General features: G+C 64.1%; 14 protein-coding genes. All 14 read right to left on the reverse strand.

The window, feature by feature from the left end; genetic code table 11:
• Positions 1 to 64: 64 nt before the first annotated feature.
• Positions 65 to 868 carry a protein phosphatase 2C domain-containing protein gene (locus NT151_03345; protein ID MCX6537962.1) on the reverse strand — a complete coding sequence of 268 codons (804 nt, stop codon included), beginning with the start codon at positions 866 to 868 and terminating at the stop codon, positions 65 to 67.
• Complete coding sequence (locus tag NT151_03350) at positions 868 to 1,299, reverse strand: F0F1 ATP synthase subunit epsilon (protein MCX6537963.1); 432 nt, start codon at positions 1,297 to 1,299, stop codon at positions 868 to 870. The genes NT151_03345 and NT151_03350 overlap by 1 nt, the downstream gene beginning before the upstream one ends.
• Positions 1,299 to 2,747 (reverse strand): F0F1 ATP synthase subunit beta, encoded by a 1,449-nt coding sequence (atpD, locus tag NT151_03355; protein MCX6537964.1) that lies wholly within the window; start codon positions 2,745 to 2,747, stop codon positions 1,299 to 1,301. The genes NT151_03350 and atpD overlap by 1 nt, the downstream gene beginning before the upstream one ends.
• Before the next feature lie 14 nt (positions 2,748 to 2,761).
• Positions 2,762 to 3,622 carry an ATP synthase F1 subunit gamma gene (gene atpG / locus NT151_03360; protein MCX6537965.1) on the reverse strand — a complete coding sequence of 287 codons (861 nt, stop codon included), beginning with the start codon at positions 3,620 to 3,622 and terminating at the stop codon, positions 2,762 to 2,764.
• Between the two features lie 14 nt (positions 3,623 to 3,636).
• Positions 3,637 to 5,166 (reverse strand): F0F1 ATP synthase subunit alpha, encoded by a 1,530-nt coding sequence (gene atpA, locus NT151_03365; protein ID MCX6537966.1) that lies wholly within the window; start codon positions 5,164 to 5,166, stop codon positions 3,637 to 3,639.
• A gap of 16 nt (positions 5,167 to 5,182) precedes the next feature.
• Positions 5,183 to 5,728: an ATP synthase F1 subunit delta gene (gene atpH / locus NT151_03370; GenBank protein ID MCX6537967.1), complete on the reverse strand. Its 546-nt coding sequence runs from the start codon at positions 5,726 to 5,728 to the stop codon at positions 5,183 to 5,185.
• Positions 5,729 to 5,731: 3 nt separating this feature from the next.
• Positions 5,732 to 6,511 carry a hypothetical protein gene (locus NT151_03375; GenBank protein MCX6537968.1) on the reverse strand — a complete coding sequence of 260 codons (780 nt, stop codon included), beginning with the start codon at positions 6,509 to 6,511 and terminating at the stop codon, positions 5,732 to 5,734.
• A gap of 154 nt (positions 6,512 to 6,665) precedes the next feature.
• Positions 6,666 to 7,088 carry an ATP synthase F0 subunit B gene (locus tag NT151_03380; protein ID MCX6537969.1) on the reverse strand — a complete coding sequence of 141 codons (423 nt, stop codon included), beginning with the start codon at positions 7,086 to 7,088 and terminating at the stop codon, positions 6,666 to 6,668.
• Between the two features lie 290 nt (positions 7,089 to 7,378).
• The gene (locus tag NT151_03385) at positions 7,379 to 7,795 is read right to left on the reverse strand and encodes a HEPN domain-containing protein (protein ID MCX6537970.1); all 417 of its coding nucleotides are present in this window, start codon (positions 7,793 to 7,795) and stop codon (positions 7,379 to 7,381) included.
• Complete coding sequence (locus NT151_03390; GenBank protein MCX6537971.1) at positions 7,795 to 8,376, reverse strand: toxin-antitoxin system HicB family antitoxin; 582 nt, start codon at positions 8,374 to 8,376, stop codon at positions 7,795 to 7,797. Before NT151_03390 ends, NT151_03385 begins: the two co-directional genes overlap by 1 nt.
• 118 nt (positions 8,377 to 8,494) lie before the next feature.
• Positions 8,495 to 9,535 carry a selenide, water dikinase SelD gene (gene selD / locus NT151_03395; GenBank protein MCX6537972.1) on the reverse strand — a complete coding sequence of 347 codons (1,041 nt, stop codon included), beginning with the start codon at positions 9,533 to 9,535 and terminating at the stop codon, positions 8,495 to 8,497.
• A gap of 73 nt (positions 9,536 to 9,608) precedes the next feature.
• Positions 9,609 to 10,487, reverse strand: coding sequence for a ParB/RepB/Spo0J family partition protein (locus tag NT151_03400; GenBank protein MCX6537973.1), 879 nt, complete (start codon positions 10,485 to 10,487; stop codon positions 9,609 to 9,611).
• A 12-nt stretch (positions 10,488 to 10,499) separates the two neighbouring features.
• Positions 10,500 to 11,303 carry a ParA family protein gene (locus NT151_03405; GenBank protein ID MCX6537974.1) on the reverse strand — a complete coding sequence of 268 codons (804 nt, stop codon included), beginning with the start codon at positions 11,301 to 11,303 and terminating at the stop codon, positions 10,500 to 10,502.
• A 113-nt stretch (positions 11,304 to 11,416) separates the two neighbouring features.
• Positions 11,417 to 12,034: a class I SAM-dependent methyltransferase gene (locus NT151_03410; protein MCX6537975.1), complete on the reverse strand. Its 618-nt coding sequence runs from the start codon at positions 12,032 to 12,034 to the stop codon at positions 11,417 to 11,419.
• Positions 12,035 to 12,039: the final 5 nt, after the last annotated feature.

The raw sequence follows: 12,039 nt of genomic DNA on the forward strand, positions 1-12,039 counted from the left end.
CATGACGAAATCAAACCACCAAAACGCGCCTCTACGATCTCTGGACGGGCACGGGGGCCCGCCCCTACGGTGCCGTCACATCCACAATCACGACCGTAATGTTGTCGGGGCCGCCGGCGGCGTTGGCTGCCTCGATAAGCGTCGAACACAGCGGGCCCGGGTCGCCGTGCGGTGTGCGCGCCATGATGGCGGCGATCGCCGAATCGGGCACGGGCGTCGAGAGGCCGTCGCTGCAGAGCAGGATTCGATCTCCTGGCTCCAACGCGATCGGCGTGATCTCGACATCTGGATCCTCGGCGCCAGCCAGCGCGCGCGTCACCAGGTTGCGCCACGGATGCCGCCGCGCGTCCTCGTCTGTCATCGCTCCCGTCGCGATCTGCTCCTCGACCCAGGAATGATCGCGCGTGATCTGTTCAAGCCGACCCTCGCGCCATACGTACGCACGACTATCTCCCACATGCGCCACGAGTGCCGGCAGGATCTGGGCCTCGCCGGACGCCGCTGGTGGTTGCGCGACCAGCAGGGCAACGGCCGTGGTCGCCATCCCGCGCAGCGCGGCGTCATCTGTTGTCCGTTGCTGGATCTGCCTGTTGGCGAGTCTGAACGCCGACGACAGCCGGTTGCCGTCGATGCCAAGAGCCGGGTTGTAGCCGAACGGCCACGTGGCCTGATCGCACTGCCCCGCGGTGTGTTCGACATACGCCTCAATCGCGTCAACCGCGATGTGCGACGCCACCTCGCCCGCGGCATGGCCACCCATGCCGTCGGCGACGACAAAGAGGCCAAGCGTTGGACGGAGGCTGAAGCTGTCTTCGTTTGATTCGCGACGAAGACCGGGATCGGTCGAGGCAGCGGACAGAATGTGCATCAGAACCTGGTTCGTGCCTTTGTCGCCACCTGAAGTCGGCTGATCGCCTTTATCAATGCGACGCGGGCACGCTCCATGTCGATATCCGATGCCCCTGTTCGCGCCGCCTGGATTTTGTCTTCGGCCCGGCGCTTCGCCTCTTCGGCTCGCCGCAAGTCGATCTCCTCGGCGCGCTCCGCGAACTGGGCCAGCAACCTGACGCGGTCGGGCAACACCTCGGCGAACCCGAAGGCAATCGACAGGTAGTGCTTCTCGGTGCCCTTCCGGTACCACATCTGACCGACGCGCAGACCCGTCAGCAGCGGTGTGTGGCCCGGGAGAATGCCGAGATAGCCTTCCGTGCCCGGCAACTGCACCTCGTCCACCTCCTCGTGGGCAATGGCGCGGTCGGGCGTCACGATCTCGAGCGTCAAATGCGAGGGTAACGACATTATGACGTCTTCATCTGCTCGGCCTTCGCGACGGCCTCCTCGATGGTGCCAACCAGGTAGAACGCCTGTTCCGGCAGCGCGTCGTGCTTGCCGTCGACGATCTCCTTGAAGCCCCTGATCGTCTCCTTCACCGGCACGTACTTACCCGTGAGGCCGGTGAACTGCTCGGCGACGTGGAACGGCTGCGACAGGAACCGCTGGATCTTGCGCGCGCGGCCCACGATGAGCTTGTCGTCTTCCGAGAGTTCGTCGATACCGAGAATCGCAATGATGTCCTGCAGGTCCTTGTACCGCTGCAACACCTGCTTCACCTGGCGCGCCACGTTGTAGTGTTCCCATCCAATGACGTGGGGATCGAGGATGCGCGAGGTCGACGCGAGCGGATCGACCGCCGGGTAGATGCCCAATTCGACAATCGCGCGCGAGAGATTTGTCGTCGCATCGAGGTGCGCGAACGTCGTCGCCGGCGCAGGATCCGTGTAGTCGTCGGCCGGCACGTAAATCGCCTGCACTGACGTGATCGATCCCTTCTTCGTCGAAGTGATTCGCTCCTGCAGTTCGCCCATTTCGGTGGCGAGTGTGGGCTGGTAGCCGACGGCGGACGGCATGCGGCCGAGCAGCGCGGACACTTCCGATCCGGCTTGCGTGAAGCGGAAGATATTGTCGATGAAGAGGAGCACGTCCTTGCCTTCGGCGTCGCGGAAGTACTCTGCCACCGTCAGCGCCGACAGAGCGACGCGGAGACGCGCGCCCGGCGGTTCGGTCATCTGGCCGTAGACCAGCGCCGCGCGCGATTCTTCGGGCACGCCAGCTTTGATGACGCCGCCTTCCTGCATCTCGATCCACAGGTCGTTTCCTTCGCGCGTCCGTTCGCCGACGCCCGCGAAGACCGACACACCACCGTGCTGCATGGCAATGTTGTGGATGAGTTCCATGATGATGACGGTCTTGCCGACGCCCGCGCCGCCAAACAACCCGATTTTCCCACCGCGCAAATATGGCTCGAGCAGGTCGACGACCTTGATGCCCGTCTCGAACATCTGCAATTCGGTCGACTGCTCTTCGAGCGTTGGCGCCGATCGGTGAATTGGCCAGCGTTCGGCCGAGAGCACCGGCTGGTCTGGAAAATCGACCGGCTCGCCGAGCACGTTCAGCACGCGACCGAGCGTCTGGGGGCCGACGGGCATGGTGATGGGGGCGCCCGTATCCACGACCTTCATGCCGCGCTGCAGGCCGTCGGTCGGCTTCATGGCGACGGTTCTCACGCGCCCCTCGCCCAGGTGCTGCTCGACCTCGACGATGATGTCGAACTTCCGACCTTCGACTTCGGCCAGGATGTGCAGCGCGTTATAGATGGGGGGCAGATCGCCTCCCGGGAACTCGACATCGACGACCGGCCCGATTATTTGGACGATGCGGCCTTCACGTTGGGTTGCGACTGTACTCATACGGTTCGTCATCCTTATAACGCCTGCGCGCCCGACACCACCTCGATGATCTCCCGCGTAATGGCCGCCTGCCTGACCTTGTTCATATAGAGCGTCAGGTCGTCCATCATCTCTGTCGCGTTCTTCGTGGCCGCGTCCATCGCCGTCATCCGCGCCGCATTCTCGGCCGCGCCCGATTCGAGCAGCACGCGCCATACGTGCGTCCGCACGTACGCGGGCAACAGTTGTTCGAGCAGCGCTTTCTCGTTGGGCTCGTACAGATAATCCACCCGCGCGGCCGGCGCCTCGTCATCCAGGCGCTCGCGTGGGATGGGCAGCAACTGCTCCGTCACTACGCGCTGCTGGAGGACCGACTTGAACTCGTTGTAGACCAGGTAGACCGCGTCCACCTTCTCCTCGACGAACTGCGCGGCCGCCAGGTCCGCGATTTCGCGCGCATCCTCGAAGTTAAGACGCTGGAACAGGCTTACCCGTTCGTATCTCACGTCGTAGCCACGGCGACGGAAGAAGTCGCGGCCCTTGCGGCCCACCAACCCCAGCGTCACCGCGCGCGATGGATCGCCAAGCAGAACGTGTCCGGCGGCCTTCATGATGTTCGTATTGAAGCTGCCGCAGAGACCCTTGTCGGCCGTGACGATGATGATGAGCGCCGACTTCTCTTCGCGCACGGCGAGCAACGGGTGCGCCGACGGGTCGGTGCGCGCCGCCAGACCGCGCAGCACGCGCAGCATCTCGTTGGAGAACGGCCGCGCGTTCAGGATGCGATCCTGCGACTTGCGCAGTCGCGAGGCGGCGATCATTTTCATCGCCTTGGTGATCTGCTGCGTCGACTTGACGGCGCGGATCCGGCGACGGAGGTCAATTAACGATGGCATCTTTGCTCAACCATCTACGCAACCGCGCTCTTCTTCCCTGCCGCAAACGTCTCGCCGAACTCCTTGAGCGCCGCGCCCATCTCGGCCTTCAGCGCATCGGCCAACTGCTTCTTCTCGGCAATCGCCCGCAGAATCGCCGGCTTGCGCGAGTCGAAGAAGCGGTAGAGTTCCTGCTCGTACTCGCCGATGTTCTCAACCGGCACGGGATCGAGATACCCGTTGGTGCCCGCGAAGATCAGCAGCACCTGCTTCTCGATCGCCAGCGGCTCATACTGCGGCTGCTTGAGAATTTCGACGAGTCTTTTGCCGCGGTTTAACTGCGCCTGCGTCGCCTTGTCGAGGTCGCTGCCAAACTGCGCGAATGCCGCCAACTCGCGATACTGGGCCATGTCGAGGCGTAACGTGCCGGCAACCTGGCGCATGGCTTTCACCTGGGCCGACCCGCCAACGCGCGACACCGAATTGCCGACGTTGATTGCCGGCCGGACGCCCTGGTGGAACAGGTCGGTCTCCAGGAAGATCTGGCCGTCGGTGATGGAGATGACGTTGGTCGGAATGTACGCCGACAAGTCGCCCGCCTGCGTTTCGATGATCGGCAGCGCGGTCAACGAGCCACCGCCCTGCTCCTTGTTCATTTTGGCCGCGCGTTCGAGCAGCCGTGAATGCAGGTAGAAGACGTCGCCCGGGTACGCCTCGCGGCCCGGCGGACGGCGCAGCAGCAGCGAGATCTCGCGGTACGCCTGCGCGTGCTTCGAGAGGTCGTCGTAGATGCAGAGCGCGTGGTTGCCGTTGTCGCGGAAGTACTCGCCCATCGAGCAGGCCGAGTACGGGCTGATGTAGAGCATCGCGGCCGGCTCCGACGCGGCAGCGGCCACGACAATGCTGTACTCCATCGCCCCGGCAGCCTCGAGTGTCTTGACCACCTGCGCGATCGTCGACTGCTTCTGGCCGATCGCGTTGTAGATGCAGATGACGTCCTGGCCCTTCTGGTTGATGATCGTGTCGACGGCAATCGCCGTCTTGCCGGTCTGGCGGTCGCCGATGATCAACTCGCGCTGACCGCGACCAATCGGCACCATCGAATCGATGGCCTTGAGGCCGGTCTGCAGCGGCTCGCGCACGGGCTGACGGGCGACAACGCCTGGCGCGATGCGCTCGATGGGCGAGAACTGCTGCGTCGCAATGGGACCCTTGCCGTCGACCGGCTGGCCGAGCGAGTTCACGACGCGCCCCACCAACTCCTCGCCCACGGGCACGGAGATGATGCGGCCGGTCCGCTTGACCGGGTCGCCTTCCTTGATGGTGTGGTACTCGCCGAGTAGCACGGTGCCAACGCTGTCTTCCTCGAGGTTCAGCGCGATCCCGAACACGCCATGCGGGAACTCGAGCATCTCGCCGGCCATCGTGTTCTCGACGCCATGGACGCGCGCGATGCCATCGCCCACAACGACCACGCTGCCGACTTCGGACACGTCGATATCGATGGCCTGGCTGCCAATCTGGTCGCGGATGACTTTGGTGATCTCTTCGGCCTTGATGTTCATAAGCTCGTGTCTAGGGTTACGCGGAACGTCCAATTCGCTCCCGCATCTTCTCGAGTTGCCGCTTCACGCTTCCGTCGTACACCGTGCTGCCGATGCGCGTGACGACGCCGCCCAGCACGGTGGGGTCGGTGGCCGTCGTCATCAGCACCTTTCGGCCCGTGAGCGCGCCCAGACTGGCTTCCAGTTTCTGAACGCGATCCGGCGGCAATGCTACGGCGGAGGTGACCTGCGCCCGAACAACCTTCTGATGATCCATCAACCGGCTGCGGTACGCCTCGATCAAATCCGGAAGCAGCGCGATGCGGTCGCGGCCGGCCATCATCGTCAGCAACTTGTTGAGCACCGGAGTCAGCTCGAGCTTCGGCAGCATCGCGGAGACGATGCCCTGCTTCTGCGTGGTGGGCACGGCGGGATTGGTCATCACTTTCCACAGGTCGGCGTGACCGCGGAACAGATCGGCCACCGCGGCGAGCTGCTGTTCAACCACCTGCGGATCGGCTTCCGCAAGGGCGACATCGAGTAATGCCCGGGCGTATCGTGCTGCGCTGGTTCGTGCTGTCATCGCCTACTTCCCGACCTGCACCAAGTATCTATCCACGAGGCGGATTTGATCCGCATCAGTGATCGTGGTCCTCACTCGTTCTGATGCGACGGCCACGGCCAGATCGGCGGCCTGCTTCGTCAGTTCGCGTTCGGCGAGTTTGAGCTGGGTGCCGATTTCGCGCCGCGTCACTTCGAGCAGCCGCTCGCGCTCAGACTGGGCGGCCTGCCGGATGCGCGCTTCCTCGGCGACGACTTCTTCGGCGCCGGCCTTGCGTAGTGCCTCAAGCTCGGCTGGCAGCGACTGCATCTTCTGTGCGATGGCTGCCTGCTCGGCGGCGGCTCCTGTGCGCATGTCGCTGGCTTTGACGAGACGCTCGCGGATCTGCGTGGAACGGTTCGTCAGATAGACGGCGAGCGGCGAGCGAAGCAGATAAAAGAGGGTGCCGGCCAGCAGCGCGAAATTGAACAGCCTGGCGATCGTGGCAACCATCGGATTGCCGTGTTCGGCTGCGGCTGCCTCGTTTTCGGGGCCTGCTGCCGCTGTCTTGTGTTCGCCGGTTGCGGCTGCCTGATGCCCTGCTTCCGCGCCTGCGACCGCGGTGGGTTTGTGTTCGCTGACTGCGGCTGTTTGATGCTCGCCTGCCGCGCCTCCTGCGGGCGGTGGCTGGGTCGCGTACGCGGTCGGCTGGGTCGTGGTCGCGTGCACAGGCTGGGCCAGCGTGACGGCCGCGCCGGCGACCGTAATCACCAACGCGGAGACGAGAATGGCGATGGTCCAGGAGTGTCGAACCGGCACGCGCATGTGGTCTGCCCCGATATCCTCACGGCGGGCCGGTAATCCGAACCCGATCTTACCCTTCGACCCAAGTCGTGTTGGGCGCCGCCTCAACGCTGCGCGCTGGTCGATCGCCGTCGTCTTGGGCCGTCCTCGATCGCAACACAGGCGGGCTCAGGATTCAGTTCGTGCGCCCAAGCACCTTGTCTGCGATTTCGCGTCCAAGCTGGTCCGCGTCCCGTTCGAGCGTGGTCCTGGCCTGGGCCACCTGTGCGTCGAGCTGTGTGCGCGCGTCGGCGAGCGTCTTATCAACCTCGCCCCGCGTTTTCGCTATCAACTCGGTGCGGTAGGCATCGCCGGCCTTGCGGCGCTCGTCCAACTGCTTGTAGAGATCGGCCCGTGCCACGCCCATCTTGGCGTCAAATTCGGCGCTCGCGGCTTTCGCTTTTGCGGTTGCGTCTTCCGCCATCTGCATCGCCGACTGGACAGCCGTCTCGCGCTCACGAATCACGCGCAAAACGGGCTTGAACAGCCAACGGTCGAGAATGACCGCCAACACCAGGATGGCTGCGATGACCCAGAGGACGGACAAGTCCGGAAGCACGCCTTCGCCTCCGCGTACGGCACACGTACGCCTTACGCCAAAACCTAGATTCTACACGGGATCGCGAGCGTTGGTCCAGTGGCTGACGTTGATATCAACGCTCGTGCGCAGGGCTGTTGTCGTTGTGAGAAGCCGATCCGTCTCGCGATATCGCGGAAGCACGGCCGTGACCAAACGGAAGGTTGGTTCATTGGCAAGCGCTGACCTCGGAAGAGGACTGGGGTCCAGTGAACGATGGAGTCAACGGCGGGTAATGGGGTCAGACCCTCTTTTTCACCCGTCCGACGCACCTACTGGCTGACCGGCACGTGCGGTCGCACGAGCTTCACGACCAGGCGGGCCGACTCGCGAGCGTCTGTCGCATCGCCCTTCCGATAGAAATCGGAGGGCGTTAGGTCCTCGGCACCGTAGAAGGCCAGTTCCCGATCGCGGCGTAGGGCGCGCGAGACCGCGGCCAGTCGTGGAATGTCCGGCCGGAGCGCCTCTGGAATCCGGTCACGTTCGGCCTCGAGCACGTCGGCGACGTCGTGGATGCGCGGCGGCTCGACGCCGGCCGCCCGCAGCAGACCCTTGAGGGCGAGCTCCACCACTTCCTGCGACTCGCGGACGACGTCGGCCCAGCTCTCGGCGTCGAACAACACGTCAAGCGCGCGCAGCCTGGCTTCCGCCCGGCGCACGTGATCGCTCGCGAGATCTCGATTTCGCATCAGGCTGCCACCGTCCAGTAGGGCTGGCCATGGACCGAGCGCCGCACCAGGCGGCCGGTCGCGATGTCGCCCCGCACCGCGGCCAGGTGGCGCGTCAGTGCGCCATCACGCTCGAACAATACGACGCCGTCGATGGCCGCTTCGCACCAGGCGCCCGGCATGGTCCGGACATCGGCTGGAATATGGACGAAGTGCGGATCGATACTAAGTGCCCCGATTCCGAAGTACGCCGGCGGATCAGCGTCCCACTCACGGTACAGGGCTCGCGAAAGCGGAATCGAACTGTCGACGACCACGAGGAGGTCGACATCCGACGTGGCGGCCGCGTTGCCTCTGGCGTACGAGCCAAACACGAGAACACCGATAAGTCTCTCGGAAAACTGCGCGAGCGACCACTCAACCGCCGCCCGAGCCCCTTCGTCGATCAACAACGTGGGTCCCGGCACACTCAAGCGGCGGGCGCAGTATTCGTTCAACGAGATGCCGAGGCCTCGCGCGGTGGCCCGGAGGCGCGCGTGGACCTGTGCCTGTAATCGCAGCAGGAAACGCCCAGATACCGATTTCGAGGCAGACCGTCGCATGGTTCTGAATGATATCACATGCGTTGGTGTGTCGATATCAGCGCGTGTGCGCAGGGCTATCGTCCTGGCGATTAGCCTGCCCCGTCTCGTCTTCAGTCGATGCCCAACAGCTCAGGGTTTAGACGATTTTGAGCAGGCGGTCGCCTTCTGGCAGCGCTTCCCCGATTCGCATCGCGACGACGCCGGCACGGGTAAGCGCTTTGTCGACCGCGGCGGCGTGTTCGGCGGCGGCGGCAATCAGCAACCCGCCCGATGTCTGCGGATCGAACAACAACAGGACGAGGTTCGGGTCGAGCCCGTCGGCGATGCGCACGCGCGCCTCGAAGTGGTCGAGGTTGCTGCGCATCCCTCCGGACTTGCTGTCGGCGGCCAGCGTCAACGCCCCGGTGAGAATCGGCACCTTGCGGGCTTCGAGTCTGAGCGTGACGTGGCTCGCGATCGCGACTTCGCTCGCATGCCCAATCAGGCCGAAGCCTGTTATGTCCGTACAGGCATGCACCCAGCCAGCGGGCAGCGCGCGGAGTGTGTCCGCGGCATCGCGGTTCAACTGCACCATCGATCTGGTCGCAGCCGACACGACGGATTCCGTTGCGCGGCCTGCCTTGATCGCGGTGCCTACGACGCCGGTGCCGATGGCCTTGGTGAGAAAAAGCTTGTCGCCGGGTCTGGCGCCGGCATTCGACAGCACCCGCGACGGATCAATTTCGCCAGTGACGGCGTAGCCGAACTTGATCTCGTTATCCTGAACCGTGTGGCCGCCAAGTAGTGCCACGCCCGCCTCGCGAAGCTTGTCGAAGCCTCCCCGAAAGACGGCGCGGATGGTGGCCGCGTCAAAATCCTTCTTCGGGAATCCTGCGATCGCGAGCGCGGTCAGTGGGCGCCCACCCATCGCATAGATATCGCTCAGCGCGTTGGCGGCGGCAATCTGGCCGTAGGTGTATGGGTCGTCGACGATCGGCGTGAAGAAATCAACCGTCTGAACCAGCGCAGGGCCAGCAGCCCACTTGTACACACCAGCGTCGTCCGCGGTCCGGAAGTCGATCAGGATGCGGTCATCTTGCTGCGCGGGAATGTCGCTCAGGACCTGAGCGAGCTCGCCTGCGGCGAGTTTGCTCGCTCAACCCGAGCAGGAGACCATCTCGGTCAGACGCTTTGCCATATCGATCCTTGTCACGCTTTCCTGTTCATGTGGTCTGTTCTTCGCAAAACGCCGCGCCAGCCAGAGCCCGCCCTCAACGCTCCGTCAGTGCCTCGTAAAGGCGCTGCAGTTCGTCCTCGTTCTTGAACGCGATCCGAATCACGCCGCCCTTTCCGCGGCGGATGATGTCCACGTTTGTGCCAAGCGCCATCCGCATCTTGTCCTGCGCCGCACGGGTGTGAACGTCGACGCCGCGCACGGCCGCGCCCTTCTTCGCGTCTCCAGCAGGCGTGGTCAGCGCTCGCGTGACCACCTGTTCTGTTTCCCGCACCGAGAGACTGCGCGCGACAATGTCGCGGGCGAATGTGCGCTGGGCCAACTCTGTTTCGAGCGCGAGCAGCGCCCGCGCGTGACCCATGCTGAGCCGTCCGGCCGACACGTCGTCCTGCACGTCGGCCGGCAGTTTGAGCAGGCGCAGATAGTTGGCAACCGAGGATCGGTCCTTGCCGACAGCCGCTGCGATGTCTTCCTGTTTGAGATGAAACTCGTCGGCCAGTCGCCGATACGCTTTCGCCTCCTCGATGGGATTGAGGTTCTCGCGCTGGATGTTCTCAATGAGCGCCCACTCGAGCAGTTTCTGATCGTGGTCGTCGGGCACGTCGCGCACCACAACCGGGACCGTCATGAGGCCGGCCCGCTTCGCGGCGCGCCACCGGCGTTCACCAGCAATGATCTGGTACGCGCCGCCTGCGCGTCGGACGACGATGGGCTGGATGACGCCGCTGGTTTTGATCGAGCGCGTCAGATCGTCGAGCCCCGCCTCGTCTGCGCGCGAGCGCGGCTGATACTGGTTTGGCGAGAGTTGGGCGATCTCGACTTCGAACGGCGCGCCGGCCGTCGGTACTGCCAACGAGAGCGGTTCACCAATCAGAGCGCCGAGTCCCCTACCGAGCGCGGGTCGTTTCTCTGGCATCGTCGTTCCTGACTATTGGCTGGCAGCCGCGGCATGGGGCGCGCGGCCGTTGCGGGCCAGCATTTCGCGTGCGAGCGAGACGTACGCCTCTGCCCCGCGCGATTTGACGTCGTACAGAATCACGGGCATGCCGTGGCTGGGCGCTTCGCCGAGCCGCACGTTGCGCGGAATGACTGTGTGGAACACCTTCTCCTTGAAGAACTCGCGCACATCGCGCGAGACCTGCTGTCCCAGATTCGTCCGGTCGTCGTACATCGTCAACACCACTCCCTCGATGTCGAGCGCGGGATTGAGCACGGCGCGGACGCGCTTGAGCGTGCTGACGAGATCGGCCAGGCCCTCGAGCGCGAAGTACTCGCAGTGAAGCGGAATGAGCACGGCGTCGCAGGCGACGAGCGCATTGAGCGTCAACAGGCCGAGCGAGGGCGGACAGTCGATCAGGATGTAGTCGTATTGCTGGCGAAGCGGCTGGACGATACGGCGGAGTCGCGATTCGCGAGCGAGGACGGACACCAGTTCGATTTCGGCGCCAGCGAGATTTCGATCCGCGGGAATGGCGAAGAGCCCGGTGATACTGGTGGACAGCACAAACGAGGCCGGATTGGTGACTTCGTCTACCAGCATCGCGTCGTAGATGTTGCCGGCCGCTGTGTGCTGACCTTTGAGGCCGACACCGCTGGTGAGATTGCACTGCGGGTCGGCGTCAACGAGGAGGACGCGCTGGTCGGCGAGGGCAAGCGATGCGCCGAGGTTGATGGCCGTTGTGGTTTTGCCGACGCCACCCTTCTGGTTAGCGACAGCGAGGATTCTTCCCATTAGGCTAGTCACCAGAAAACAGTACAATCTGATACGCGGCCACAGGAGAATATCACGAAACGGATGGAAAACGGAACGAAGAGCATACATGTTCCACGTGGAACTGTGATGTTCTAAAGGACTTTTCGGAGAACTACGAGCCGGCTGCGCAGCGATTCGACCAGGGGGAGGGTGGCCTCGTAGGCGAGAGGCGGTGCGACAAGCGGGGGCGCCTCGGTCGCGACGTTACTCCGAAAGAGCATGATGCGCCCGCCAAGTCTAAGGAACGCCTGGAGCCTGGCGAGAAGCTTCTGTTCGATGCGCACGGCGCGGACGGTGACGGCGTCGTGTGCTTCGTGCAGCTCGGGCCGGGTAAGGAGATCCTCGGCGCGCGCGGTTTCGACTGCGGCATCGTGGAGATCCAGGTGACGGATGGCTTCACGGAGGAAGGCTGATTTCCGCGTCTTCGATTCAACCATCAATAAATGAATCGCGGGCGCCGCAAGCTTGAGCGGAATGGCCGGGGAGCCGCCTCCCGATCCGATGTCGAGCACCCGGGGATGCGGCCCAAGTTGCGCTTGGCCGTGTCCGTGGCCGTGCGGGCCATGGAACAGGCGTGCAGCGACCAGTGGCTCGATGAGGAGGCGATCAATGGCCTCGTCTGGCGCATCGACGAGCGAGAAAGCCGTCAGGTTGATCTTCTGATTCCAGAACTCGAGCAGGCGGTAATAGGCGCCCAAAGCTTCGGCCAAGGATG

Source organism: Acidobacteriota bacterium, from assembly GCA_026393675.1.
Lineage (GTDB): Bacteria > Acidobacteriota > Vicinamibacteria > Vicinamibacterales > JAKQTR01 > JBAXOX01.

Coding starts and splice junctions, on each gene's coding strand:
- atpD (MCX6537964.1), bottom strand. CDS start 2,747: ATGAGTACAGTCGCAACCCAACGTGAAGGCCGCATCGTCCAAATAATC.
- NT151_03350 (MCX6537963.1), bottom strand. CDS start 1,299: ATGTCGTTACCCTCGCATTTGACGCTCGAGATCGTGACGCCCGACCGC.
- NT151_03405 (MCX6537974.1), bottom strand. CDS start 11,303: ATGGGAAGAATCCTCGCTGTCGCTAACCAGAAGGGTGGCGTCGGCAAA.
- NT151_03385 (MCX6537970.1), bottom strand. CDS start 7,795: ATGCGAAATCGAGATCTCGCGAGCGATCACGTGCGCCGGGCGGAAGCC.
- NT151_03375 (MCX6537968.1), bottom strand. CDS start 6,511: ATGCGCGTGCCGGTTCGACACTCCTGGACCATCGCCATTCTCGTCTCC.
- atpH (MCX6537967.1), bottom strand. CDS start 5,728: ATGACAGCACGAACCAGCGCAGCACGATACGCCCGGGCATTACTCGAT.
- atpA (MCX6537966.1), bottom strand. CDS start 5,166: ATGAACATCAAGGCCGAAGAGATCACCAAAGTCATCCGCGACCAGATT.
- NT151_03400 (MCX6537973.1), bottom strand. CDS start 10,487: ATGCCAGAGAAACGACCCGCGCTCGGTAGGGGACTCGGCGCTCTGATT.
- atpG (MCX6537965.1), bottom strand. CDS start 3,622: ATGCCATCGTTAATTGACCTCCGTCGCCGGATCCGCGCCGTCAAGTCG.
- NT151_03345 (MCX6537962.1), bottom strand. CDS start 868: ATGCACATTCTGTCCGCTGCCTCGACCGATCCCGGTCTTCGTCGCGAA.
- NT151_03390 (MCX6537971.1), bottom strand. CDS start 8,376: ATGCGACGGTCTGCCTCGAAATCGGTATCTGGGCGTTTCCTGCTGCGA.